Origin of the sequence: Arthrobacter sp. AFG7.2 (assembly GCF_002892835.1) — a bacterium.
In the GTDB taxonomy this organism is placed as follows: domain Bacteria; phylum Actinomycetota; class Actinomycetes; order Actinomycetales; family Micrococcaceae; genus Arthrobacter.
Genome location: NZ_PJMB01000004.1, coordinates 368,579 through 393,298, shown reverse-complemented (window position 1 = coordinate 393,298; position 24,720 = coordinate 368,579). Strand labels below are relative to the sequence as shown.

The 24,720-nt window shown below is 65.2% G+C and carries 20 protein-coding genes and 2 pseudogenes; 19 read left to right on the top strand and 3 right to left on the bottom strand.

Annotated features, from left to right (window positions below):
- Positions 1 to 97: 97 nt before the first annotated feature.
- The 3 genes from CXX84_RS10215 to CXX84_RS10205 all read left to right on the top strand — a co-directional run bounded on the left by CXX84_RS10215 (position 98) and on the right by CXX84_RS10205 (position 3,410).
- The gene (locus CXX84_RS10215) at positions 98 to 400 is read left to right on the top strand and encodes a hypothetical protein (RefSeq protein WP_102976583.1); all 303 of its coding nucleotides are present in this window, start codon (positions 98 to 100) and stop codon (positions 398 to 400) included.
- A gap of 60 nt (positions 401 to 460) precedes the next feature.
- Complete coding sequence (locus tag CXX84_RS10210; RefSeq protein WP_223253053.1) at positions 461 to 2,506, top strand: acyl-CoA dehydrogenase family protein; 2,046 nt, start codon at positions 461 to 463, stop codon at positions 2,504 to 2,506.
- A 64-nt stretch (positions 2,507 to 2,570) separates the two neighbouring features.
- Positions 2,571 to 3,410, top strand: coding sequence for a YrzE family protein (locus CXX84_RS10205; RefSeq protein ID WP_102976582.1), 840 nt, complete (start codon positions 2,571 to 2,573; stop codon positions 3,408 to 3,410).
- Here CXX84_RS10205 and CXX84_RS10200 read toward each other — a convergent pair whose 3' ends face one another.
- Positions 3,411 to 3,806, bottom strand: a complete 396-nt coding sequence (locus tag CXX84_RS10200; RefSeq protein WP_223253052.1) for a YchJ family protein — start codon at positions 3,804 to 3,806, stop codon at positions 3,411 to 3,413.
- 131 nt (positions 3,807 to 3,937) lie between these two features.
- Here CXX84_RS10200 and CXX84_RS10195 point away from each other — a divergent pair, with 131 nt between their 5' ends.
- The 6 genes and pseudogenes from CXX84_RS10195 to CXX84_RS10170 all read left to right on the top strand — a co-directional run bounded on the left by CXX84_RS10195 (position 3,938) and on the right by CXX84_RS10170 (position 9,754).
- Positions 3,938 to 4,726: a hypothetical protein gene (locus CXX84_RS10195; RefSeq protein WP_102976580.1), complete on the top strand. Its 789-nt coding sequence runs from the start codon at positions 3,938 to 3,940 to the stop codon at positions 4,724 to 4,726.
- Positions 4,727 to 4,753: 27 nt separating this feature from the next.
- The gene (locus CXX84_RS10190; protein ID WP_102976579.1) at positions 4,754 to 5,758 is read left to right on the top strand and encodes an aldo/keto reductase family protein; all 1,005 of its coding nucleotides are present in this window, start codon (positions 4,754 to 4,756) and stop codon (positions 5,756 to 5,758) included.
- Positions 5,759 to 5,761: 3 nt separating this feature from the next.
- Positions 5,762 to 6,622 carry an SDR family oxidoreductase gene (locus CXX84_RS10185; RefSeq protein ID WP_102976578.1) on the top strand — a complete coding sequence of 287 codons (861 nt, stop codon included), beginning with the start codon at positions 5,762 to 5,764 and terminating at the stop codon, positions 6,620 to 6,622.
- A 107-nt stretch (positions 6,623 to 6,729) separates the two neighbouring features.
- Positions 6,730 to 7,857: a sulfite oxidase gene (locus CXX84_RS10180; protein WP_102976577.1), complete on the top strand. Its 1,128-nt coding sequence runs from the start codon at positions 6,730 to 6,732 to the stop codon at positions 7,855 to 7,857.
- Between the two features lie 53 nt (positions 7,858 to 7,910).
- Positions 7,911 to 8,294 (top strand): RNA-binding S4 domain-containing protein, encoded by a 384-nt coding sequence (locus tag CXX84_RS10175; RefSeq protein ID WP_102976576.1) that lies wholly within the window; start codon positions 7,911 to 7,913, stop codon positions 8,292 to 8,294.
- A 26-nt stretch (positions 8,295 to 8,320) separates the two neighbouring features.
- Positions 8,321 to 9,754: pseudogene (locus tag CXX84_RS10170) on the top strand (amidohydrolase).
- Here the strand turns inward: CXX84_RS10170 and CXX84_RS10165 are convergent.
- Positions 9,751 to 10,266: a hypothetical protein gene (locus tag CXX84_RS10165; RefSeq protein WP_102976575.1), complete on the bottom strand. Its 516-nt coding sequence runs from the start codon at positions 10,264 to 10,266 to the stop codon at positions 9,751 to 9,753. The pseudogene CXX84_RS10170 and the gene CXX84_RS10165 sit on opposite strands and share 4 nt — an antisense overlap.
- A gap of 306 nt (positions 10,267 to 10,572) precedes the next feature.
- On the opposite strand from CXX84_RS10165, the pseudogene CXX84_RS10160 reads away from it, so the two are divergent.
- The 8 genes and pseudogenes from CXX84_RS10160 (at position 10,573) to CXX84_RS10125 (ending at position 20,174) form a co-directional block, all read left to right on the top strand.
- Positions 10,573 to 11,880: pseudogene (locus CXX84_RS10160) on the top strand (DUF222 domain-containing protein).
- A 31-nt stretch (positions 11,881 to 11,911) separates the two neighbouring features.
- On the top strand, positions 11,912 to 12,529 hold the full coding sequence (locus tag CXX84_RS10155; protein ID WP_102976574.1) for a uracil-DNA glycosylase: 618 nt from the start codon (positions 11,912 to 11,914) through the stop codon (positions 12,527 to 12,529).
- 14 nt (positions 12,530 to 12,543) lie between these two features.
- Entirely contained in the window at positions 12,544 to 13,476 is a 933-nt protein-coding gene (locus CXX84_RS10150) for a hypothetical protein (protein ID WP_102976573.1), read from the top strand.
- Positions 13,477 to 13,748: 272 nt separating this feature from the next.
- Positions 13,749 to 15,305 (top strand): alanine/glycine:cation symporter family protein, encoded by a 1,557-nt coding sequence (locus CXX84_RS10145; protein ID WP_102976572.1) that lies wholly within the window; start codon positions 13,749 to 13,751, stop codon positions 15,303 to 15,305.
- A 132-nt stretch (positions 15,306 to 15,437) separates the two neighbouring features.
- Positions 15,438 to 16,139 (top strand): FadR/GntR family transcriptional regulator, encoded by a 702-nt coding sequence (locus CXX84_RS10140; protein ID WP_102976571.1) that lies wholly within the window; start codon positions 15,438 to 15,440, stop codon positions 16,137 to 16,139.
- A 17-nt stretch (positions 16,140 to 16,156) separates the two neighbouring features.
- A complete protein-coding gene (locus CXX84_RS10135) occupies positions 16,157 to 17,197 on the top strand; it encodes an asparaginase (RefSeq protein WP_102976570.1) in 1,041 nt (346 codons plus the stop codon).
- A gap of 6 nt (positions 17,198 to 17,203) precedes the next feature.
- Entirely contained in the window at positions 17,204 to 18,625 is a 1,422-nt protein-coding gene (locus CXX84_RS10130) for an aspartate ammonia-lyase (protein ID WP_102976569.1), read from the top strand.
- 34 nt (positions 18,626 to 18,659) lie between these two features.
- The gene (locus tag CXX84_RS10125; RefSeq protein WP_102976568.1) at positions 18,660 to 20,174 is read left to right on the top strand and encodes an amino acid permease; all 1,515 of its coding nucleotides are present in this window, start codon (positions 18,660 to 18,662) and stop codon (positions 20,172 to 20,174) included.
- Positions 20,175 to 20,269: 95 nt separating this feature from the next.
- On the opposite strand, the gene ggt is transcribed toward CXX84_RS10125, so the two are convergent.
- Complete coding sequence (gene ggt, locus CXX84_RS10120; protein ID WP_102976567.1) at positions 20,270 to 22,165, bottom strand: gamma-glutamyltransferase; 1,896 nt, start codon at positions 22,163 to 22,165, stop codon at positions 20,270 to 20,272.
- Positions 22,166 to 22,327: 162 nt separating this feature from the next.
- On the opposite strand from ggt, the gene CXX84_RS10115 reads away from it, so the two are divergent.
- Entirely contained in the window at positions 22,328 to 23,275 is a 948-nt protein-coding gene (locus tag CXX84_RS10115) for an L-lactate dehydrogenase (RefSeq protein ID WP_102976566.1), read from the top strand.
- A 126-nt stretch (positions 23,276 to 23,401) separates the two neighbouring features.
- A complete protein-coding gene (locus CXX84_RS10110) occupies positions 23,402 to 24,718 on the top strand; it encodes an ATP-binding protein (protein ID WP_102976565.1) in 1,317 nt (438 codons plus the stop codon).
- The last annotated feature ends 2 nt before the right edge of the window (positions 24,719 to 24,720 follow it).

The following is a 24,720-nucleotide window of genomic DNA, read 5'->3' as shown; positions in this document are numbered from 1 at the left end:
CCGCTGTGGCTCTGGCTGGACCTGGAAGCCGCGCCTACGCTCGTGCTACTGGTCTCAACCAAGTCTTAACACACGCAACGTCGCAGCAGGGGGACTCATGCCATTCGATCTGACAGCAGTTGACAACGCCACCTTGGTATTCGTGGGCACGCTCGGGTTCGGGTTTATCCTGGCCGCTTTTGTCCTGGCCTCAGGGCTCGTGGCGCTGATCCTCCTGGGGGCAGGAAAACTGACCTGGACAGTGGTTTCACGAACCCTCCTGGCAGTGGTGTATGGCATCAACGCCGGATGGGACAGGCTGGTGCGCCACGCTGCCTCGGCGGACGTTGCCGGCGATTTCCAGGCCCAGTCCGCCCCTGGCACCGGAACCTACCCGCGGGTAATCTTGAGGGACAGCTGAAGGGTTCTCCAACCCGGCGGATCCATGGCTACACCGGCCATTCGGCCAAGGAGATAACCCATGAGCTCCGCCACTGACAGCACCCCGGCAACAAGCCCGGCCACCGGCATACCTGCCTCCACCGGCCCGGCAACTGATTCCCCCACGGAGGAAACCCCGGTACCCGCCGGCAAGATCGGCGCCGGTGTAACCGCTGACGAGGCGCGGGCCGTGGCAGAGGCTGCCCGGGAATCAGGCTGGGAACGTCCAAGTTTTGCCAAGGGACTGTACCTGGGCAGCTTTGACCTCAGCCTCGTCCACCCGTGGCCCACCCCGGATCCCGCCTCGGTCGAGCGGGGTGAAGAGTTTATGGCCAGGTTGACCGAGTTTGCGCGCACCATGGACGGCAGTGTCATTGAGCGCGACGCCAGGATCCCTGACCAGTACATGAGGGGCCTGGCGGACCTGGGCGTTTTCGGAATGAAGATCCCCAGGGAATACGGCGGCCTGGGGCTCTCCCTGGTGTATTACGGCCGGGCGCTGGCACTGCTGGGCAGTGTGCACCCCAGCCTCGGCGCACTTCTCTCGGCGCACCAGTCCATCGGCGTGCCGGAACCGGTCAAGGTCTTCGGCACGCCGGAACAAAAGCGTGAGTACCTGCCGCGTTGTGCCGCCGGCGCCGTCACCGCCTTCCTTCTGACGGAACCCGATGTTGGCAGCGATCCTGCCCGGATGGGCAGCACCGCGACGCCCACGGACGACGGCGGGGCGTACCTTTTGGACGGCGTCAAGCTCTGGACCACCAACGGGGTGGTCGCGGAACTGGTGGTGGTGATGGCAGTGGTTCCTGCCCACACGGACGCGGATGGCACCCGGCACAAGGGCGGCATCAGCGCCTTCGTGGTCGAGATGGATTCGCCGGGCATAACGGTGGAAAACCGAAACGCGTTTATGGGCCTGCGGGGCATCGAAAACGGCGTCACCCGGTTCCACCAGGTCCGGGTACCGGCCGCAAACCGGCTGGGCCGTGAGGGGCAGGGCCTGAAAATCGCCCTGACAACCCTGAACACCGGGCGCCTCTCCATTCCGGGCCTTTGCGTCGGCTCGGGCCGGTGGAGCCTGAAGATTGCGCGGGAATGGTCGAACGCGCGGACACAGTGGGGACGGCCCGTAGGCGAACACGAGGCTGTCGGCAAGAAGATCGCCTTCATCGCGGCGTCCGCCTTCGCCCTGGACGCGGTCTTCGAACTCTCCGCCGAACTGGCGGACGCCGGCCAAAAGGACGTACGGATCGAGGCGGCCCTCGCCAAGCTGTGGTCCACCGAAATCAGCTGCCGGATTGCGGACGAACTGGTGCAGATCCGGGGCGGCCGCGGCTTTGAGACAGCTGAGTCACTGGCTGCACGCGGTGAACGCGCCGTCCCTGCCGAGCAGCAGCTGAGGGACCTCAGGATCAACAGGATTTTCGAGGGGTCCTCGGAGATCATGCGGCTGCTGATTGCCCGGGAAGCTGTGGATGCCCACCTGGCCGCAGCGGGCGACCTGGCGTCGATGGACGCCAGCCTGTCCGATAAGGCGCGGGCCGCCGTCGGGGCTTCCGGCTTCTACGCAAAATGGCTCCCCAAGCTGGTAGCCGGCGCCGGCATGGACCCACGCTCGTACGGCGAATTCGGGCGGCTCGCCAAGCAGCTCCGCTTTGTGGAGCGGTCATCGCGGCGCCTGGCGCGCCAGACGTTCTACGGGATGGGGCGGTGGCAGGCGAAGCTGGAACGCAAGCAGGCGTTCCTGGGCCGCGTGGTGGACATCGGCGCCGAGCTGTTCGCCATGACGGCGTGCTGTGCCCGTGCGGAGATGCTGCTTCAGACTGCTCCCGAAAAGGCCGCGAGCGCCTATGAGCTTGCGGAAGCGTACTGCGAGCAGGCGCGGGTCCGCGTGGATGAATACTTTGACCAGCTCTGGCGCAATACGGATGATGCAGACCATGCCCTCACCCGGAAGGTCCTCGCCGGAGAATACACCTGGCTGGAAGAAGGAGTGCTGGACCCGTCCGAGGGGACCGGCCCCTGGATCGCCGACGCCTCGCCCGGCCCTTCCCGGAAGGAAAACCTGCACCGCAATTACCGGTGACGCCACAGGTCACGAAATAGTAAGCATCCTTGCTATCACTGCTGGCTGATGCTTGAGTGGACCCATGAGTAGCTCAACAGACCCAGAGAACCTGCCCCCGAGGCGTGCCCGCGAGGATGTTGACCGCAACGGGAGCCGCCGCGACGATACCGGCACCGGCGAACCCACCCGCTCGTACGACAGGGTGCCGGCAAGTGATGCCACACCCACGTCCACCTACGACCGCGTGCCGGCGGACCGCACCGACTCATCCGGCGTGCACGCAGAGCGGGACTACGTGCCGGCAGCACCCGCAGCTGCCGCAGACCCCAACCTGACTGACCGGCAGACCGCCGTCGCAAGGGAAAAAGAACAGTTCGGTGGAATCAAAGTGGGCTCCGCCTTCTTTGGCTGGTTGACCGCCACCGGCATGGCCGTCCTGCTGACCGCCCTCGTGGCTGCAGCGGGGACGGCGGTCGGGCTGGCCACCAACACGGATGTCAATGAAGCCGTCAACCAGGCGGCCTCAAACACCGGCACAGTCGGCCTGGTGGGCATCATCGTCCTGCTGGTTATCCTCTTCCTCTCCTACTACTGCGGCGGTTACGTGGCAGGACGCATGGCCCGGTTCAACGGCATGAAGCAGGGCGTTATGGTGTGGATCTGGGCACTGATCGTGGCCGTCCTCGTTGCCATCCTGGGCCTCGTGTTCGGCCAGCAGTTCAATGTCCTGGCCAACCTCAACAGCTTCCCGCGGATTCCTGTGAACGAGGGCCAGCTGACCACCACCAGCATCATCGCCGCCGTCGTGGTGGCTCTGGTGGCCCTGGTGGGCGCTGTGCTGGGCGGGCTGGCAGGCATGCGGTTCCACCGCAAGGTGGATCGGGCCGGTTTTACCCCGGCCCGTGACTACGACGACGAGTAATCAGCCCCGGACGTCCCCGTCCACGTAGAGCCAGCGGCGGTTTTCCCGCACGAACCTGCTGGTTTCGTGGAGGACCCCTCGTTCGCCGTCGTGCCGGAAATGGGCTTTGAACTCCACCGTGCCTTCGGAATCCAATGGTCCGCCACGGGAAGTGGAGAGGATGTCGAGGCGCCGCCACTCCATCCCCGGATCCAGCTCCAGTTCCTCCGGAGCTGTCCGGGAATGCCAGGTGCGCAGCAGGTAGTCCGCATCCAGCAGCACAAACGCGGCGTAGCGGGAGCGCATCAGTTGCTCGGCAGTGGCAGCCCGGGCGCCGTTGTGGAAACGCCCGCAACACTGCCCGTACGCCTCTCCGGACAGGCACATGCAGTTTTCGTGGTCCTTCGATCCTGTCATCCAACAGATGCTGTCATATGCGGTAACAGCTTTGCTACAACCCGGGACGCACCCCTCCACACGGCGGCACCGGACTGCAAAAATCCGTAAGGTGGAGAAGGAGTTGCGGCCAGGCAGAGAGGAGAGATGACGTGGGAAATCCGGATACGCTCATCCTCAACCTGACCTTTCTGGGCACCATGGGAGTCGCCTTCCTGATGTTCCTGGTCCTCTTCCTGCTGGGCGTCATCACCCTGGTCCTGGCGGGACTTGGACGCCTGGTGGCTGTCCTGCTGATGGCCCTGTTTGGCAGGCACGCCCGGAATAAAACAGTTCCGCTGATCCGCTTCGCCGGACCTGCCGGCAGCCGGCAGGGGACTGCCTCCGACGGCGGTGCTGGCACGGCGTCCGCAGCCGGTCCGGCCCATGCAGGGCTGCTGCCGCGGGCAGGCGGCAGGCCTGCCGCCAAGACGCCGCGTGATTGGCGCGCCGCGCTGAATCCCGGCCACCTGAAAACGTCGCTGCGCACCGCCGTCGAACATCACCCGGCACTGAAGACCGCCCGCCGCGAGCCGCCGGTTTTGGAAGAGGACTGGGCCGCTGCCGTGGCGGACGCTGACGCCCGGGCGATGGCCAGGGCACGCGCGGCGGTGCCGGAAATCAAGGTCTCCGTGCGGGACCTGCCGGATCCGCAGGTGCCTGCTGAGAAGGTTGCGGAGGTGGCCCCGCTGGTGGAGTCCGCACTGGATAACAGCAGGCCCACCCGGGAGATGCCGCGCTCCTTCAAGAAACCGCACGTTCCCCACCCGCTGGCGCCGCTGGACACCGGATCGCTGGTGTCCCTGTCCGGTCCGGTGAGCATCAGCAGGGCAGTTGCGGAAGCAGCCCAGGACCCGGGCCCCAAAGGCGCGGCATCGAAGGGCAGCCACCCCTTACCCTGAGCAACCATCTGGGTTAGCGTGAAACCCATGGAATTTAGATATCTCGGAAACAGCGGGTTCAAAGTCTCGGAAATCACGTTCGGCAACTGGCTGACCCACGGCTCGCAGGTTGAGAACGACGTCGCGTCTGAATGCGTGCGCGCCGCCCTTGATGCAGGGATCAGCACCTTCGACACAGCCGACGTCTACGCCAATACCGCAGCGGAGACCGTCCTGGGCGAAGCGCTGAAAAACGAGCGGCGCGAATCCCTGGAAATCTTCACCAAGGTCTACGGACCCACGGGCCCCAAGGGCAAGAACGATCTCGGCCTGTCCCGCAAGCACATTATGGAGTCCATCAACGGCTCGCTGCAGCGCCTGCAGACGGACTATGTGGACCTCTACCAGGCCCACCGCTACGACTTCGAGACACCGCTGGAAGAAACCATGCAGGCCTTCGCGGACATCGTCCGGCAAGGCAAGGCCCTCTACATCGGCGTCAGCGAATGGACTGCCGAACAGCTCCGCGAGGGCCATGCGCTGTCCAGGGAACTCGGCTTCCAGCTGATCTCCAACCAGCCGCAGTACTCCATGCTGTGGCGCGTTATCGAGGCGGAGGTTGTGCCGGCTTCGGAGGAGCTGGGCGTATCCCAGATCGTGTGGTCGCCCATGGCCCAAGGCGTCCTCAGCGGCAAATACCTGCCCGGCCAGCCCGCACCCGAGGGCAGCCGCGCCACGGATGACAAGGGCGGCGCCAAGATGATCGAGCGCTGGATGCGGGATGACGTCCTGGCCGGCGTCCAGGAACTCAAGCCCATCGCGGAGGAAGCCGGCCTCTCCATGCCGCAGCTGGCGGTGGCCTGGGTGCTGCAGAACCCGAATGTTGCCTCCGCCATCGTCGGTGCCTCGCGGCCGGAGCAGATTGCGGACAGTGTGGCGGCGGCAGGCGTCAAGCTTGAGCCGGAGGTCCTGAAGAAAATTGACGACGCCATCGGTTCGCTGGCCGAGCGCGATCCTGCCCAGACAAAGTCGCCGGCCAAGCGGGAGGCGTAGCCCGTGACTCCCGCAGTGGAGGTGCCGGAGCTGGCAATCACGGGTTCCACCGGCGGCCTGGGCGGAATGGTGGCACGGCAGCTGGCCGGGCTGGGTTCCGCCCAGCGGCTGCTGGTCCGTGATGCCGGGCGGGCTCCCGAGCTGGAAAATGCCGCCGCTGTAGTGTGCACGTACTCCGACGCCGAAGCATCACGGCGGGCCCTGGAGGGCGCGAAAGTCCTGTTTATGGTGTCTGCTGCTGAGGCCGAAGATCGGCTGCAGCAGCATTTCACCTTCATTGATGCAGCTGCAGATGCCGGGGTGGAACACATCGTCTACACCTCCATCTACCGTTGCGCACCGGACGCCACCTTCACCCTTGCCCGCGACCATTACGCCACGGAGGAGCGGATCAAGGCTTCCGGGATGGACTTCACCTTCCTCAGGAACAACCTTTACCTCGACTTCCTGCCCCTGATGACCGGTGAGGACGGCGTGATCCGCGGACCGGCCGGCCACGGGGTGTTCTCCGGGGTAGCCCGTGAGGACATTGCCCGCTCCGCCCTTGCCGTGCTTCGGGACCCCGCCATCCATAAAGGCAGGACCTACAACCTGACGGGCCCGGAGGACCTCTCCATGCGACGGGCAGCCGAGGTAATCATGGAAGGAACCGGACGGACCATCACCTACCAGCCGGAGACTGTTGATGAGGCCTACGCTTCCCGCGCTTCCTATGGCGCGCCGCAGTGGCAACTCGACGCATGGGTAAGCACCTACACGGCCATCGCCGCAGGGGAGCTGGCCGGGGTGTCCCCTGATGTGCACGGCCTGACCGGACAGGACCCCATCAGCCTGCGCGAGTTTCTGGCCAGGCCGGTCCTCTAGGTTCCTGCCGGTGGGCTGGCCGTTGACTGACCGTTGACTGGCCGTTCGGGCGGGCGTAGACCTGTGGAAAGGGGACACCGAGCCGGCCGAGCAGGAGTGGCACCGCCATGAAACAGATCTACAGGAACCAGCAGTCCGCAGGTCCGGCAGCAGCGGGGGAAAGTCCGGCTGCCCCCGCGGCCGGACCGACCAGCGGCCCACTCACCCGGGAGGAACTCCAGCTCGGAGCCCGCAACCACTCCATGCCGCTGGAGGCCCTCCGCCGGGACATCACTCCCCCGGGCCTCCACTACGTCCTGACGCACTTCGACATCCCGGACGTTGACGCGTCCTCGTGGCATCTGCGGATCAGCGGCGCTGTGGAGATGGCCCTGGAACTGAGCATGGCTGCCCTGCAGAAGGACCCTCCCATCACCGTGCCCGTCACCTTGGAATGTGCGGGGAACGGACGATCGCTCCTGGAACCACGGCCGCTCAGCCAGCCGTGGATCCTCGAAGGCGTGGGCACCGCGCACTGGACAGGGGTGCCGCTGGCTTACCTCCTGGGTAAGGCGGGCGTCCTGCCCCACGCAGTGGAAGTGGTGTTCACAGGCGTTGATGAAGGCGTCCAGGGCGGCGTCCCACAGCGGTACGCGCGGAGCCTGCCGATCCATGAAGCGCTGCGTCCCGACGTCGTGCTCGCCTACTCCATGAATGGCAGCGACCTGCCGCCACAGCACGGGTACCCGCTGCGGCTGGTGGTCCCCGGCTGGTACGGCATGGCCAGCGTGAAATGGCTGGAATCCATCGAGGTGGTGACCACACCTTTCAAAGGCTTCCAGCAGGAGGTTGCCTACCGCTACCAGGAGTCAGCGGACGACGCCGGCACGCCGGTGTCGCGGATCAGGGTGCGTTCGTTGATGGTTCCGCCGGGCATCCCGGACTTCTTTACCCGCAAACGGGTACTGAAGGCCGGTCCGGTGCTGCTGCAGGGCAGGGCGTGGTCCGGTGAAGGTGCCGTTACCGGCGTGGAGGTCGGCGTCGACGGCACCTGGCTGCCGGCCCAGCTCGAAAAGTCCGACGGCGGGTACGCGTGGCGGAAGTGGACCGCGCCTTGGGTGGCGGACCCGGGAGAGCACGAACTGTCCTGCCGGGCAACGGACGCCACCGGCGCCAGCCAGCCCTTGGAGCAGAACTGGAACTACCAGGGGCTGGGCAACAACATGGTGCAGCGGGTCAGTGTGACTGTTGAGTAACCCGGCGGCACCGGTCCTGACCCTGCGCCGCGGGGCTATACTCGGTGCCAGCCATGACCAACCTTCATTCCTCCCCCGCCAGTGTCCGCATTGATGCGTGGCTGTGGGCCATCCGCGCCTACAAGACCCGTTCCGCGGCTACGGCCGCCTGCCGCGCCGGCCATGTCCGGCTCAACGCCAGCCCGGCCAAGGCATCTGCAACGCTTGTTACCGGGGACAGCGTGACGGTCCGGATGTCCGGCTATGAGCGCATCCTCGAAGTACGCCGGCTGATCAACAAGCGGGTCGGGGCAGAAGCCGCCTCGCACTGTTTCACTGACCACACCCCTCCGCGGCCCATCGCCCCCGCGCTGGGCCTTCCGCAGCGCGACCGCGGGGCCGGTCGGCCCACCAAAAAGGACCGCCGCGAGATGGAACGCCTTCGCGGTCCGGCGTGACAGACCTGGTCCTCGCACATGTACGGATGCCCGGCGACGCCACTGTCTGCAACGTGCACATCCGGGCCGGCCGTATACACCGGATAGCTGGTGGAGATCAGCGCCCGGGCGGCGAACGCATTATTGATGGCGGCGGTCGGTGGCTGGTTCCGGGACTGTGGGACGAGCACGTCCACATGACCCAGTAGGCGCTGCATGCGAACCGTCTTGATCTCTCCGGTGCTGTCAGCGCCCGGGACGCTGCCGCCGTCGTACGTTCTTCGATCCCTTGTGCCGATCCCGCGGTGACCACTGTTGGTGTCGGGTTCCGCGACGCCCTGTGGACGGACGCGCCCTCCTTGGCGCTGCTGGATTCCGCAACGGGCAACCAGCCCACCGCACTTGTCAGCCACGACCTGCACAGCGTCTGGCTCAATACTGCTGCCGCCCGCCGATACGCGGTTCAGGTGGACGCCTCCGGGCTGCTGCGCGAGGAACCGGCCTTTGCCCTGACCCGGGAGTTGGGACGCCTGCCCGACGACGTCGTGGACAGCTGGGTAGCCGGAGCCGCCCGGGCGGCGGCTGCCCGCGGGGTGGTGGGTGTGGTGGATTTCGAAATGACCTGGAACCGTGATCCATGGCTTCGGCGCATTGCCGGCGGTTTTGATTCCCTCCGTGTGGACGCGGGGGTGTACGCCGCGGACCTTGAGCGGGCTGTGACTGAGGGTCTGCGGACGCGGCAGGAGGTCGACGGCGGCAGGGGGCTGTTGCGGGTGGGCCCGCTGAAGGTGCTCATTGATGGAGCATTGAATACGCGCACCGCCTATTGTGTTGATCCCTACCCCTTTGGCGGGCATGGGCTCCTGACAGTGACGGCTGAGGAACTGCTGGCATTGCTGGAGCGGGCGCGGGATGCCGGGTTTCTTCCCGCCGTCCACGCCATCGGGGATGCGGCCAATGGGGTGGCCCTGGATGCTTTTGAACGTGCGGGTATTGGCGGGCGGATCGAGCACGCCCAGTTCATCCGCCGCGAAGATTTGCCGCGCTTCGCCGCCCTGGATGTGCTGGCCAGTGTCCAGCCGGTCCATGCCCTGGACGACCGTGACGCCGCCGAAGCCAATTGGCCCGGGCGGACCGACCGTGCCTTTCCGTTGCGTTCCCTGCTCGAGGCCGGGGCATCGTTGCTGCTGGGATCGGACGCTCCGGTGGCACCGCTCGAGCCGTGGGGTGCGATGGCGGCGGCCACCCTCAGGGCCCGTGACGACGGGCGCGGACCGTGGCATCCCCAGGAAGCCCTAACGCGCGAACAGGCCCTTTTCGCCTCAACCCGGGGGCGTTCGCGCGTTCGCGTGGGCGACCCCGCTGATCTGGTGCTTCTGGATGCCGATCCCTTGTCCGCGCCGGACGCCGTCTTCGCTGCGATGCCGGTGGCGGCCACGCTGGTGGGCGGGCGTTTTACGTACGACGGCGGCCTGGCCTAGGTCCTGCTGTTCTTAGCGCGTGCCCTCACCAGGTTGGCGAAGGGTAACTTTCCGTGCTCCTCCACAAAGGCTGTGTGGTAGTCCGCCTCGGTTTTGTTGAGGTGTTCGGCAGGCACTTCCTTCCAGGCGACCAGCAGCTGTGCGGCGTCTGCAAGCTGCCAGACCAGCCGGCCGTCCCAGTGCCCCGGCGGCTTGCCCTGCCCGAAGTCCAGGAACTCCTGGATCTGCCGCCGCAGGCCCCGGTTGCCCTTGCTGCCCGGGCCTGCTTTTCCGACGTAAAGGATCTCGGCGGTGTCCAACCATTCGGCGGCCAGGGCGGGCTCAGGAAGCGACGGGTCCTTCTTCTTGAAGACACCGGCGGTGCTTTCCTTCAGGAAACGCGGTTCGAACCCGTCGGGTGCCAGGATCGCGAAGATGCCGGTTGCCTGTGGGACGCGCATTGCCTCGAGGGCGCCGATGGGCCGGAAGCCGGCAAAACCCTCAGCTTTCAGGCCCTTCCTGGTGAACTCCATCCCTTCATTCAACAGCACGTTTTCGGAGGCCTGGCGTCCGAGTTGCCTTGGGTTATCCACATAGGGTCCACGGGGCCGGTTTTTGTCGGTCCCTGCTGGAAGACTTTGTTTATGAAAGCAGAGACCGGGCGCGCAGGGGCACCGCCAGCCGCGGCGGGAAGCACCGTTGCAACGCCTGCGGCGGCCAGGCTCCTTCCTGCTGGGCCTCTTCTTGTTGCTGGGGCGCCGCCGGTTCCTGGCGTCCTGCCCGTCGCGAATATCCGGGCGGACCTTGCTGCCGTCCCTGTTGCCGCTGACGGCCCGGGCATGATCGATCAGCTCCGGATGCTTGAGGACCTGAAGTCGTTGGCCGCTGCGAAGCAGGCCGAAATCGCTGTTGCTTTGGATCTCTCCCGGCGCCGGGAGCAGGCCGCGGCAGGTGTTCGGGCGGATGAGCTCGGCGCCGGGGGTGGGTGCTGAGATTGCGCTGGCGCGGCGTGAGTCCCCGGCCCGTGGCGGCCGTCTCCTGGGCTTGGCAAAAGCGCTGGGTACCGAGATGCCCCACACCCTAGCCGCTTTGCGGTCCGGGCAGTTGAACGAATGGCGGCCACCCTTATTGTGAAGGAAACAGCGTGTCTGTCCGCCGAGGACCGGTGCGCCGTGGATGAGGAAATCGCCGCGGACACCGGAACGCTTTCAGGCTGCGGGGACCGGGCCGTCATCGCCGCGGTCCGGGCGGCCGCGTACCGGCGGGACCCGGGCTCGGTCGCGAAACGGGCCGGCCACGCCATCAGTGAGCGGACCGTGACCCTCCGGCCGGCACCGGACACCATGACCCGCCTGACCGCGCTCCTCCCGGTAGCCCAGGGCGTCGCTGTCTTCGCGGCCCTAACGCGGAACGCCGACACCCGGCGGGCCTCCGGTGATGAGCGCGGCAAGGGCCAGATCATGGCCGATGAACTGGTGCAGCGCGTGACCGGCACCCCTGGCGGGATCGCAGGCATCGAAATCCAGCTCGTGATGACCGACCGCACCCTCTTCCAGGGAGACAGCGAACCAGCCCGCCTGGCCGGCTACGGCATCGTCCCCGCTGAGTGGGCCAGAAAGGCCATCCTGGACCAGGAACCTGAAACCAGCGAGCTGACAACGTGGCTCCGCCGGCTCTACACCGCCCCCGCCACCGGCGACCTGCTCGCCATGGACTCCAAAGCCCGGCTCTTCCCCACCGGGCTCCGCCGCTACCTCCAAGTACGGGATGACACCTGCCGCACCCCCTACTGCGACGCGCCCATCCGCCACCACGACCACATCACCCCCTGGCACCAGCACGGACCCACCACCAGCACCAACGGCCAGGGCCTCTGCGAAGCCTGCAACCACACCAAAGAAACATCCGGCTGGACAACCCGCACAGTTCCCGGACCACGACACACCGTGCAACTCCGGACCCCCACCGGCCACACCTACCACTCCACCGCACCACCACCACCCGGCACAGTGCTTGCCCTGCCCGGGCATCCAACGCCCCTGTTGACTCAGCCCCTGCCCTTATTGACGCAGTCTCGGGACAAGGCAGAGGGAACTCCGCCTGCACACCCTCCTGCCCGGAAGCGTAGAGTGGCCTTAGACGCCTGATTCTGGACGCCTTGCTGCTGAGGGAGAAATCGTGACGATTGATTGGGACGAGAAAAAAGCCCTGCTACAGGAACCGAACATTGCGAAGGTAACCCAGCTTTGCGATGAACTGATGGAGAAGAAGCCAGGGTCTGTCGTTCCCTATATCGACCCTGTCCACGACGAGGATGAGTGCCGCATCGTCAGCCTTCAGGTGAGCCCCGGCAAGGGCACCGAATCCGGCTTTGTCTCGCACTACAACGACGACGAGGCCGCCCGCCGCGCCACCCAGATCTACGAGTTGGCAGAGCTGGACCCCCGCTACGTGATGCCTTGGAACGCTTACCCTTGGGTCCGCGACCCGGAAATGCCTTCAGCCCTGAATGTGCAGGAGAAAACAGACGGTCTGCGACCGTTCCGGCAGTTCCTGAAGATCAACTCCCGCGTCTCGGCAATCATCGCCCACGGCACTGACGCCTCAACGTTCCTCACTCTTTTCGAGAAGACCTACCACCAGTCCCTTAAGAACAGCGGGATCAAGATCTATAAGGCCACTGCCCTGGGTGGACGGGCCTTCGCGGTCTCGGAAGCGAAGCAGGACGAACTCCTCACCAAGAACGTGGACATTTACAAGGACGCCATGCAGCGGGCAGGGATCCAGCACCTCTAAGATCCTCCCAGCGGATGGACGTAGTCGACTGGTTGCTCGATTCGGATCCTGCCGTCCGCTGGCAGGTCCTGCGCGACCTCACCAACGCCTCACCCGGGGAAGTCCAGGCCGAACGGAACCGGATTGCCACTCACGGGTGGGGCGCCCGGTTGCTTGCGCTGCAAGGCGCGGACGGACAGTGGGACGGCGGCACATACTGGCCGGAACACGATGATGACCCTGACGGCCAGCCCTGGACCGCAACCACCTACAGCCTTTTGCTCCTGCGCGACTTCGGGCTCAACCCTGAAAGCCCGGCGGCGCGGCATGCCGTCCGTCAGGTCCGGGACAACAGCCGGTGGGAAGAAGGCAACCAACCCTTCTTCGAGGGCGAAACTGAACCCTGCATCAACGGCATGACCCTGGCGCTCGGGTCGTATTTCAGTGAAAACGTAGACGCGCTGGCAGGACGCCTGGCCCGCGAGCAGCTTGACGACGGGGGCTGGAATTGTGAAGCCGAGCGCGGCTCCACCCGTTCTTCATTCCATACGACAATCTGCGTCCTGGAGGGCCTCCTGGAGCATGAACGGGCGGGCGGCGGGACGGCCGAATTACGGAAGGCCCGGCGCCTCGGCGAGGAATACCTCCTGGAACGCCGGTTGCTGAGGCGAAAGTCGACCACCGAACTGATCAGCCGGGACTGGCTGCAGTTCTCCTTTCCCACCCGCTGGTACTACGACGTGTTCCGCGGGCTGGACTATTTCCGGTCGGCTGGTGGCGCCGCCGATGAGCGACTTGAAGAAGCGGCGGAGGTAGTCCGCTCGAAGCAGCAGCCGGACGGAACATGGCTGCTGGAAAACACCCATCCCGGCAAAGTGCACTTCGAGCTTGAGGTTGGCGACGGACAATCAAGCCGATGGAACACTCTCCGCGCCCTCAGGGTTCTGCGCTGGTACGAGGTTCACTAGGTGAACCGTGGGCGTGAGCTCTCCAGATTCTTTGAAATGGCCAACCATAGGGCTGAGCTGGCTTCTACCCCTGCGGCAACGGTTTCAACCGGGATGGGTTGGTTCCCATACCAGAACCACTCGGCAAGCCCAAGATCGTATTTTTTGGACCAGTGGCATAGGTTGAGCGAATATGTCGCAGCTCACATGCATTGGGGGTCAGGCAGCAGCGTTAGCTGCCCTGAATCGAGGCGGGCAAGCAGCAAGCCCTCAACCAGAGAGTATGGAACCCAATGCAAGCACTACCTATGGCCGTGACCGACGAGGTCGGCTGGCTCGCATCAATAGAAGAAACCATCGACGCGGTTTTCCGCCCAGCTGCTGAAGTTTTTTCGGCGATCGTTTTCTTCCCCATCACCATAGGTGAGGTCAGCTTTCCCGCCGTAGTGGCTTGGCTCATTACCGCGGGTGTCATCATCAGCATCTATTTGGGTGTCATCCAGTTCCGCGGCCTCAAGGTGTCCTATGAAGTAGTGCGTGGACGATACTCGCACCACCACGACCCGGGCGAGGTGCCGCATTTCCAAGCCCTGACCTCCGCACTCTCCGGAACTGTGGGCCTGGGAAATATCGCCGGCGTCGGTGCAGCGATGGCCCTTGGCGGGCCGGGCGCGACATTCTGGATGATCCTCGCGGGGCTCCTTGGGATGGCGACGAAATTTGCCGAATGCACCCTCGGCGTCAAATACCGCCAGGTCCATGAGGACGGCACCGTCACGGGCGGGCCGTTCAAATATCTGCCCATCGCTTTCCATAAGTTCGGCAAGGTGCCCGGCAAAATCCTTACTGGAATTTTCGCCGTCTCCATCCTGATTTTCGGCATTGCCGGCGGAAACATGTTCCAGGCCAACCAAACCTTCGCGCAAATGCGGAATGTCACCGGCGGTGACGAAGGTTTCCTCGGCAGCGCCGGGGCGGCATTGGTTTTCGGGCTCATACTCGCAGCTCTTGTCGCCGCCGTGATCCTTGGCGGCATGAAGTCCATTGGGGCCACCACCAGCAAACTCGTACCGGCCATGGCCGCCGTCTACGTGATTGCGTGCCTCTTCGTCATCTTCGTGAATATCGGCCAGGTCCCGGCTGCATTCAGCGCCATCATCACCGGCGCCTTTAATCCGGCCGGCATGGCCGGCGGCTTCGTAGGCGTCATGATCGTGGGCTTTCAGCGTGCTGCCTTCTCCAACGAAGCGGGCCTGGGGTCGGCTGCGATCGCCCATTCCACGGTCAAAACGCGCCGACCTGTCAGCGAAGGCTTCGTTGCCATGTTCGAGCCGCTCGTGGACACTGTCATCATCTGCACAATGACCGCCCTGGCAATCGTCATCGCGGGCGCACCGAGCCTCCAGTCGGGGATCGATCAGGTCCAGGCGGGTGAGGGCGCGCCCGACGGCGTCATCCTCACCTCCGACGCGTTCGCCACGGTCCTGCCCTGGTTCCCCCTTGTCCTTGCCGTTGCAGTGGCGCTGTTCGCCTTTTCAACCCTCATCACATGGTCCTACTACGGACTGAAGGCATGGGAATACCTGTTCGGCCGGAGCAAGGCCTCCGAGATCAGCTACAAGTGCGTCTTCCTGTTCTTCACGGTTGTTGGCACCGTGCTGACATTCACCCAAGTGCTGAACTTCGCGGACGCGGCCCTGTTCATCTGTGCATTCGTGAACCTGCTGGGCGTGTACATGCTGCTGCCGGTGATCAAGCGCGAAATGAAGGCCTACCTCGCAGAACGGAAGTGCGGCGACCTCCACAAGCTACGGGCCGAGCCTGACGAGGTAGGAACCCCCCGCGCCTAGCGCTCGGACAACCTGTCGGGGCTTCTTCCCGCCATCCCGGAGCCAGGGGAGGCTGGTGCTGTTCTACAGTGCCAACCTCCCCTGTGGTTCACCCGCGTTGACACCAGCTGTGACCCCTGCCATATTTAAAGCGTGAACCTGTCAGACAGCCGGACAGCAGGACAGCCTGCACCCCTCGCCCGGCTTAGTGCTGCCGAAGCGGTCTTCAACACGATCAGAAGCGATATCGAGTCCGGGCTGGTGCCGGTGGGCAGCAAGCTCAGCTCCGAGGCAACTCTGGCCCAGCAGTATGGCGTGAGCCGCTCCGTCATCCGCGAAGCCCTACGCTCCTGCACAGCTCTCGGCCTCACAGTGACCAAAACAGGCAAGGGCACCTTCGTTGTAGCGGCCAAGGTTGCGAACGACCTGACGCTCGGCCAGTACTCGGCACGGGACCTGACCGAAGCCCGCCCACATATCGAGGTACCGGCAGCAGGCCTGGCCGCGGAACGGCGCACCGACGAGGAACTGGAAACCCTCCGCCACATCGTTGCCGCCATGGCCACCGAGACAGATCTGGAATCGTGGGTAGCCCTGGACTCCAGCTTCCATGCCGTCATCGCCCGGGCCAGCGGCAACAAGGTGTTCGCCAGCGTTGTGGCGGACATCCGCGACGCCCTGGCGCACCAGTCTGAAACGCTGAACATGGTGGCAGACCGGCAGCACGCCTCCGACATCGAACACCAGGACATCCTGGCCGCCATCGAGGCCGGCTCCGCCGATGATGCACGCGCCGCCATGGCCCATCACCTGCACGCCGTCGGCCTTGCCCTCGACTCCATCCTCAATAACTAGCCCCCACCAAGGAACCCATGCTTTCCCCTGCCCTTTCCCCTGCCCTCAGTGCTGCAGTGCTCCCCCAGCACACCCCCCTGGTCGCCGCCACCCGTGACGGGCTGGTGGAAAGCGTCCACTACGGGTCTGCTGTCGCACTCGACGCTGACGGCACAACAGTGGCAGCTGCGGGCGATCCGTTGGCACCCTTCTACCCCCGGTCCTCGCTCAAGCCGCTCCAGGCCGTAGCGATGGTCCGCGCAGGCCTCGAACTGCCCGCTGACCTCCTGGCGTTGGCGGCGGCCAGCCATTCGGGCGGCGCAAAGCACCGCCAGGGAGCCCTGCGGATCCTCGAACAGCACAGCCTCAGCGTCAGCGACTTCGACAACAGCCGGGACCTGCCCTACGGCGCGGCAGAACGGGAGGGATGGCTCCGCAACGGGGGCCGCTCCACCCAGCTCACGCAGAACTGCTCGGGCAAGCACGCCGCCATGGCAGCCACCTGCGCTATCAACGGCTGGCCGGTCAAGGGATACCTGGATCCTTCACACCCGCTGCAGCAGCTCGTCGCCACCACTGTCATCGAGCTGACCGGCGAGGAACCTCTCGCCCTCAGCACCGACGGCTGCGGCACCCCGCTCTTCTCCCTGACACTTCCCGGCATGGCCCGCGCCTTCGGAGTTATTGCCCGCTCCGCCGCGGACGACGACGGCAGTGCGGAAGCCGCCGTCGGGCTTGCCATGCAGCAGCACCCGGACATGGTGGCCGGGGAAGGCAGGGACGTCACCGAACTGATGCGGCTGCTGCCGGGCTCGGTAGCGAAGGACGGCTTTGAAGGCGTCCAGCTGGTGGGCCTGCCGGACGGCAGCGCCGTCGCCGTGAAGATTTCCGACGGCGGAGACCGGGCCCGGATGCCCGCCACCGTCAAACTGCTTGCCGCCCTTGGCGTGGACACCGCGCCGCTTGCCGGCATTGCAACGGCGCCCGTCCTGGGCGGCGGCCAGCAGGTTGGCCTGCTGCACGCTACCGATTTCCTGCCCCAATCAGTCCTGTCCACACCCGTCAACGAAGCCCTGTAAGGACACATGACCATCATCGATACTTCCGCCCCCGCACTGACCAGGTCCGAGCACGACCTGCTCGGTGACCGCGACATCCCGGCAGACGCCTACTGGGGGGTCCACACCCTCCGGGCCGTCGAAAACTTCCCCATCACCGGCCAGAAGCTGTCATCCAACATGCACCTGGTCCGCGGCCTCGCAGCGGTCAAGCTAGCCGCCGCCCGGACCAACCGCGAGCTCGGCCTGCTGGATGCGGAACGATCCGACGCCATCGAGCAGGCCTGCCAAGACATCCTGGACGGCGAACTTGCCGACCAGTTCGTGGTGGACGTTATCCAAGGCGGCGCCGGGACGTCGTCGAACATGAACGCCAACGAGGTCATCGCCAACCGCGCCCTCGAAATCCTTGGCCACGCCAAGGGCGACTACGCCCGCCTGCACCCCAATGACCATGTGAATCTCAGCCAGTCCACGAACGACGTCTACCCCACCGCAGTGAAGTTGGGCACCATCTTTGCCGCGCGGGAACTGCTGGACGCCTTGGCCGAACTGGAGGAAGCCTGCGCGGCAAAGGCGCTGGAATTCCGCACAGTTGTGAAGATGGGCCGGACCCAGCTGCAGGACGCGGTTCCCATGACGCTTGGCCAGGAGTTCGGCAGTTATGCCATCACCATCGGTGAAGACCGGCTGCGCCTGGCCGAAGCCGACCTGCTCATCCACGAGATCAACCTCGGCGCCACAGCAATCGGTACCGGCCTGAACGCACCCGCAGGCTACGCCGAAGCTGCCTGCCGGCACCTCGCCGAAGTGACCGGCCTGCCGCTCGTCACTGCGCCGGACTTGATCGAAGCCACCCAGGACGTGGGCGCCTTCGTGCACCTGTCCGGTGTGCTGAAGCGGGTCGCCGTGAAACTTTCCAAGATCTGCAACGATCTCCGCCTGCTCTCGTCCGGCCCGCGTGCCGGCTTTGGCGAGATCAACCTGCCGGCCGTCCAGTCCGGCTCGTCCATCATGCCCGGCAAGATCAACCCCGTGATCCCGGAAGTAGTCAGCCAGGTGGCCTACGAAGTCATCGGAAACGATGTCACCATCACCATGGCGGCCGAAGCGGGACAGCTCCAACTCAACGCGTTCGAGCCCGTCATCGTCCACAGCCTCCACAAGAGCATCTCCCACCTCGAAGCAGCCTGCCGCACCCTGACGGCACGCTGCATCCGGGGTATCACTGCCAATACCGAGCACCTCCGGCGGACAGTGGAACAGTCCATCGGCCTGGTCACCGCCCTGAATCCCCACCTGGGCTACGCCACCGCCACAGCCATCGCCAAGGAAGCCCTGGCAACCGGCAAGGGTGTGGCTGAACTCGTCCTGGAACACGGGCTCCTCACCAACACCCAGCTCCAGGAACTCCTCAGCCCCGAGCGCCTCGCCAACCTGAGCAAGTAATCCCCATGCCAACGGATATCCCAAGGACAACCCCATGACGAATCCCCCGCTCCGTGACCACGTGATTGACGGCGGCCACGCCCACGCCTCCGAATCGGCCCTGCATGCCGAGGACAAGGGCTACCACAAGAACCTCAAGCCCCGGCAGATCCAGATGATCGCGATCGGCGGTGCGATCGGTACCGGCCTGTTCCTTGGTGCCGGTGGCCGGCTCAACGCCGCGGGCCCGTCCCTGGTGATCGCGTACGCGGTGTGCGGGTTTTTCGCATTCCTGATCCTCCGCGCGCTGGGCGAACTGGTCCTGCACCGCCCCTCCTCGGGCTCGTTCGTCTCCTACGCCCGGGAATTCTTCGGCGAGAAGGCAGCGTTTGTTTCCGGCTGGTTCTACTGGATCAACTGGGCCACCACCACCATCGTGGACATCACCGCCGCCGCCCTCTACATGAATTTCTTTGGCAACTACATCCCCTGGATGGCAGCCGTCCCGCAGTGGGCCTGGGCCCTGATCGCCCTGGTGGTGGTCCTGGCCCTGAACCTGGTCTCCGTCAAGGTCTTCGGCGAAATGGAATTCTGGTTCGCCCTGATCAAGGTCGCCGCCCTGGTCATCTTCCTGGTGGTGGGCACCTACTTCGTCATCTTCGGCACCCCCGTGGACGGCCAGCAGGTGGGCCTGAGCCTCCTGTCCGACAACGGCGGCGTCTTCCCCAACGGCCTGCTTCCCATGATTATCCTCATGCAGGGTGTCCTGTTCGCCTACGCCTCCATCGAACTGGTGGGCACTGCCGCCGGCGAGACGGAAAACCCCGAAAAGATCATGCCCAAGGCCATCAACTCCGTGGTCTTCCGCATCGCCGTGTTCTACGTCGGCTCCGTGATCCTGCTGGCCCTGCTGCTGCCCTACACCGCCTACGAAAAAGGCGTCAGCCCCTTCGTAACCTTCTTCGGCTCCATCGGCATCCAGGGCGTGGACGTCATCATGAACCTCGTGGTCCTCACCGCCGCCCTGTCCTCCCTGAACGCCGGGCTCTACTCCACCGGCCGGATCCTGCGCTCGATGTCCGTCAACGGCTCAGCACCCAAGTTCGCCTCCCGCATGAACAAGGCCGGCGTCCCCTACGGCGGCATCGCCATTACCGCCGGCGTATCCCTCCTGGGCGTCCCGCTGAACTACCTCGTCCCGGCCCAGGCCTTCGAAATCGTCCTCAACGTCGCCTCCGTGGGCATCATCATGACCTGGGCCACCATCGTGCTGTGCCAGATCCAGCTCAAGCGTTGGGCAGACAAGGGCTGGCTCGAACGCCCCTCCTTCCGCATGTTCGGTGCCCCCTACACCGGCTACCTCTCCCTGCTCTTCCTCGTCGGCGTGCTCATCATGGTCTTCATCGAATCCCCCCTCACCATGCTGGTCACCGCCATCGCCTCCATCCTCATGGTCCTCGGCTGGTACGCCTGCCGGGCCCGCATCCGCGAGATCGCCGAAACCCGCGAAGGCTTCACCGGGATCTCGCCGGTGGTGGCCAACCCGCCTGCGGCCACCTTCAAGAAGTAACCCTTCTTCGTAAAACCCGACGGCGGCACCCCGGGTTCCTGAATCATGGAACCTGGGGTGCCGCCGTCGGGGTTTTAACTGCGCAGTCCCGAGGGCTACTTTTGCGGTGAGGGTTTGACTACCATCGCCGACCCGCCGCCGCGGCGCGTCGGTTCGGCCACCGCAGTGGCTGCCTTGCCGTCGTCGCTGAACTCAATAGCGGTGGCTGCGCCGATTTCTGCTGCCGACTTGCCTGGATCACCGGCCGGGGTGAATTTGTGGCCGTACCGGGTGGCGAGGTCCTTTCCATAGGGCGCGTCAATGAACGCCTGCTCAGCGGTCACGTTGGCAGTGTTGCGCTGCGAGGCACGCGGCGCGGCCAGGGCATCCTGGATGTTCATGCCCAAGTCAATCCGATTGATGAGCGTCTGCAGGACGGTGGTGATGATGGTTGAACCGCCGGGCGACCCGAGCGCCAAGAACGGCTCGTCATCCTTGAGCACGATGGTGGGTGACATGGACGAGCGCGGCCGCTTGCCTGGCTCAATGCGGTTCGGGTCGTCCTTGTTGTACACCGGCGAGAAGTCCGTCAGTTCATTGTTCAGGATGAAGCCGCGGCCGGGAACCGTTATGCCGGAACCGCCGGTCTGTTCGATGGTGAGGGTGTATTCCACCACGTTGCCCCACTTGTCCGAGACGGTGAGGTTGGTGGTGTTGATGTTCTCCGTATCCGGTGCATCGGCGAGCGCCGCGGGCCTGGCCGGGCACACGCCGTCGTACTGTCCTACGTCCCCTGCGGCTACCGGCTTGGTGGCGGCACGATGCGGGTCAATGGCGCACGACCGCTCCTTCCCGAACACCGGATCAAGGAGTTTCTTTGTCGGGACCTTCACAAAGGCAGGGTCCCCCACGTACTTTCCACGGTCGGCAAAAGCGAGCGCGCTGGCCTCAAGATAGTAGTGCAGGGCCCGGGCGGTATTGTCGCTGCCCTTGCCCTCGCCCTCGGCCAGATCGGCGAGGTTGAAAACGTCCAGGATGTTCAGGGCCTCGCCCACGGTGGTGCCGCCACTGCTGGAAGGCGCCATGCCGTACACGTCGTAATCGCGGTACTCAACGTGAGTGGGGTCCTGGTCAAGAGCCTCGTAGTCATCCAGGTCTTCGGTTGTCATGACTCCTGCCGGACCGGGCAGCGTCTTGGGATCAGTGGACGAGGGCGCGTTCCTGACGGTGGACACGATTTCTTCAGCCAGCTTGCCCTCGTAGAAGGCATCCACTCCGTGCTTCCCCAAATGCTCGTAGGTATCGGCAATGTCCTCATTGGTGAAAAGGGATCCCACGGCGGGTGCATCGTTGTCCGGCCCCGGCAGGAACAGTTTCCGGGTTGCTTCAAACGGCAGGAAGCGGTCCTTGTTCTCAAGCGTCTGCTGCCGGAAGGTCTCATCCACCACAAAACCATCTTCGGCAACGTCGATGGCGGGTTCCAGGGCTTCTGCAAGCTTCATGCTGCCCCAGCGCTCCAAGGCACGCTCCCAGGTTGCCGGAGTCCCTGGCACACCAACAGACATTCCACTCGTGGCCTGCTTGATAAACGGGTAAGCAACAGGTTTGTCCGCGGGACTGGCCGGATCGATGAACGCATTTCTGGGCATTGCGGCAGGCGCAGTTTCACGCCCGTCGATGGTGCTGACCTTTTCCTTCCCGGCGTCGTAGTAGACAAAGTAGCCCCCACCTCCGATCCCGGCACTGTAAGGCTCGGTGACGCCCAATGTGGCTGCCGCTGCGACAGCGGCGTCGACCGCGTTGCCGCCCTTTCGGAGGATTTCAATGGCCGCCGCAGAGGCGTCCAGGTCAACTGTGCTGACGGCGCCGCCGTAACCGGTGGCTACAGGGGTCTTCTTGGCGTCGGGGCCTTGCCCCATATCGGCGGACGCCGGGTTGGCGAAGGCACAGGTGGTCACGCTCATCGCCAGCGCTGCCGTAACGGCAGTGAGCCGGCGTCCCGGATATGGCATGGTTGCTCCTGAATGGGTTTGGGTGAGGTGAGTCACACGCTACTCCTCGCGTAGTGGACACTCAACGGTCCCGCCTCCCCGGCAGTCTCGATAGCATGAAAGCCATTCCGCAGTTGCGCCAACAACACGGCCCGTTCGTGGCCAGGGAAGACGAGGTACGTCATGTCAGGATCCAAACTTGCCGTTGTGGGGGCCGGGAGCGTGGGAACCTCACTGGCCTACGCCGCCATGATCCGTGGTTCTGCCAGCAACATCGCACTGTTCGACGTCAACGCCGCGAAAGCGGAAGCGGAAGTCCTGGACCTCGCCCACGGCACCCAGTTCGCTGCCGCCGCTGCCTCCATGACCGGGGGTGGCGACATCGCCGTAACAGAGGGCGCCGACGTCGTGGTCATTACGGCCGGAGCCAAGCAGGCACCCGGCCAGACCCGGCTGGACCTCGCTGGAACCAATGTGCGGATCCTGGAAGACCTCATGCCCCAACTGCTCCAGCACTCCCCCAACGCCGTCTTCGTCCTGGTCACCAACCCCTGCGACGTGCTCACGGTGGCAGCGCAGAAGATCTCCGGGCTCCCTGCCGGCCGGATCTTTTCGTCGGGCACCGTGCTGGACACCTCCCGGCTGCGCTGGCTGCTGGCGCGACAGGCCGGAGTAGCCGTTCCCAGCGTCCACGCCAGCATCGTGGGCGAGCACGGGGACACCGAGTTCCCGGTGTGGTCCACCGCCACCATCGGTCCGATCCCCGTTCGTGATTGGAAAGTGGACGGGGAGAGCGTCTTCACCCCGGAATATCTCGCCGAGACAGCACGCGAAGTGACCCAGGCAGCGTACAAGGTCATCGCCGGCAAGGGCGCCACCAACTACGCGATCGGGCTCTCTGGCGCACGCATCGTGGAGGCCCTGCTCCGCGACGAAGACGCCGTGCTGCCCGTCTCCACGGTGCTGGACGGACAGCATGGAATCTCCGGGGTGGCCCTCTCCCTGCCGAGTGTTGTGGGACGCGGCGGCGTGCACACCGTCCTGGAAATGCCGATGGATGACGGTGAGCTGGCCGCCCTGCAGCATTCGGCGGACACACTCCGGAACACGCTGGGAACGCTCGGGATCTGACCGCGCCGGCAACCGCCGGCAGGGACACCGGCGTAATGCAACGGCCCCGCAACCTTTCTGCCGTAGCGGTTCGCATATGCTCAACGGAGCACGCTGGCTCAACGACGAACCACCAGGAGTAGACCCATGACCAACTGGCGCATCCGCGATTTCCATTCAGCGGACCTGGACGGGATCCTGCACCTGTGGGAGACCCTCAAGGCACACAATGTGGAACCGGTGTACGCCCTCTCCGAGGTACTGGCTTCCTGCGAGAAAGACCATGCAGTGGTTGCGGTGCAGGGAGAGCAGGTGGTGGGCGCCGCCGTCGGACGTGCTGCCCACGACCAGGGCTGGATCGTTTTCCTCGCCACGCTGCCGGAGTACCGCGGCCGCGGCATCGGCACCTCGCTGCTCGCCGCCGTCGAAAACCGGATGGCACCCCACGGGCTCAACAAGCTCTCCGCACTCATGCCGGAATCCGAAACCAGGGTGGAGGCATTCCTCAGCCGCGGCTTCGCCCTGAAAAAGAACCTGCGCTATTTTGAACGCACCATCCCCGTGCAGCGGCAGGAGCTCGGGGCGCTGGGCCAGCTCGGCGGGCGCGTGCTTGCCCGAGACCTGTGGGAAAACGTGGCCGGCATGCGCAAGGAGAAGGAACTGCTGGAACGCCGGCTGGTCCTCCCCCTTGCCGAGGCCGACCTCGCCGACGAGTTCGGCGTCGTGCCGCCACGCGCCGTCGTGCTTTTTGGCCCGCCCGGCACCGGCAAAACCACCTTCGCCAAGGCCATCGCCTCCCGCCTGGAATGGCCGTTCGTGGAGGTCTTCCCCTCCCGCCTCGCCGCGGACCCGCAGGGCCTGGCCGGCGCGCTCCGCGAAACGTTCCTGGAAATCGCCGAACTGGAGCACGCCGTGGTGTTCATCGACGAAGTGGAGGAGATCGCCGCGCAGCGCTCCGGCGAACCGCCGTCCCCGTTGCAGGGCGTCACCAACGAACTGCTCAAGATCATCCCCGCCTTTCGTGAACAGCCCGGCCGGCTGCTCGTCTGCGCCACCAACTTCATCCGCGCACTGGACTCAGCCTTCCTGCGCCACGGCCGCTTCGACTACGTCATCCCCATCGGGCTGCCGGACCGGCAGGCCCGCGAAGCGATGTGGCAACGGTTCATCCCCGCTCCCGTGGTGGACGACGTCAACGTGGAGCTGCTCGTGGAACGTACCGAAGGCTTCTCCCCCGCGGATATCGAATACGCTGCCCGGAGCGCCTCCCAGCGCGCGCTGGAAAAGGCAGTGTACGACGACGGCGGGCTGGCCTCAGGAGGCACACTGTCCGTCCGCGAGGCGGTACGGAAGGGCCCCTCCACGGACGACTACCTCGACGCCATTGCCGACACGCGGACCACGGTCAGCGCAGAAGTGCATCAGGACTTCCTGGAGGACATCGACGCGCTGGGCCGCGTATAGGC

Bases quoted from the DNA above. Each gene is read 5' to 3' on its own strand.
- CXX84_RS10215 (WP_102976583.1), top strand. From the start codon at position 98: ATGCCATTCGATCTGACAGCAGTTGACAACGCCACCTTGGTATTCGTG.
- ggt (WP_102976567.1), bottom strand. From the start codon at position 22,165: ATGCCATATCCGGGACGCCGGCTCACTGCCGTTACGGCAGCGCTGGCG.
- CXX84_RS10200 (WP_223253052.1), bottom strand. From the start codon at position 3,806: ATGACAGGATCGAAGGACCACGAAAACTGCATGTGCCTGTCCGGAGAG.
- CXX84_RS10150 (WP_102976573.1), top strand. From the start codon at position 12,544: ATGGACGTAGTCGACTGGTTGCTCGATTCGGATCCTGCCGTCCGCTGG.
- CXX84_RS10110 (WP_102976565.1), top strand. From the start codon at position 23,402: ATGACCAACTGGCGCATCCGCGATTTCCATTCAGCGGACCTGGACGGG.
- CXX84_RS10210 (WP_223253053.1), top strand. From the start codon at position 461: ATGAGCTCCGCCACTGACAGCACCCCGGCAACAAGCCCGGCCACCGGC.
- CXX84_RS10130 (WP_102976569.1), top strand. From the start codon at position 17,204: ATGACCATCATCGATACTTCCGCCCCCGCACTGACCAGGTCCGAGCAC.
- CXX84_RS10175 (WP_102976576.1), top strand. From the start codon at position 7,911: ATGACCAACCTTCATTCCTCCCCCGCCAGTGTCCGCATTGATGCGTGG.
- CXX84_RS10115 (WP_102976566.1), top strand. From the start codon at position 22,328: ATGTCAGGATCCAAACTTGCCGTTGTGGGGGCCGGGAGCGTGGGAACC.
- CXX84_RS10190 (WP_102976579.1), top strand. From the start codon at position 4,754: ATGGAATTTAGATATCTCGGAAACAGCGGGTTCAAAGTCTCGGAAATC.
- CXX84_RS10135 (WP_102976570.1), top strand. From the start codon at position 16,157: ATGCTTTCCCCTGCCCTTTCCCCTGCCCTCAGTGCTGCAGTGCTCCCC.
- CXX84_RS10205 (WP_102976582.1), top strand. From the start codon at position 2,571: ATGAGTAGCTCAACAGACCCAGAGAACCTGCCCCCGAGGCGTGCCCGC.
- CXX84_RS10180 (WP_102976577.1), top strand. From the start codon at position 6,730: ATGAAACAGATCTACAGGAACCAGCAGTCCGCAGGTCCGGCAGCAGCG.
- CXX84_RS10125 (WP_102976568.1), top strand. From the start codon at position 18,660: ATGACGAATCCCCCGCTCCGTGACCACGTGATTGACGGCGGCCACGCC.
- CXX84_RS10145 (WP_102976572.1), top strand. From the start codon at position 13,749: ATGCAAGCACTACCTATGGCCGTGACCGACGAGGTCGGCTGGCTCGCA.
- CXX84_RS10165 (WP_102976575.1), bottom strand. From the start codon at position 10,266: ATGGAGTTCACCAGGAAGGGCCTGAAAGCTGAGGGTTTTGCCGGCTTC.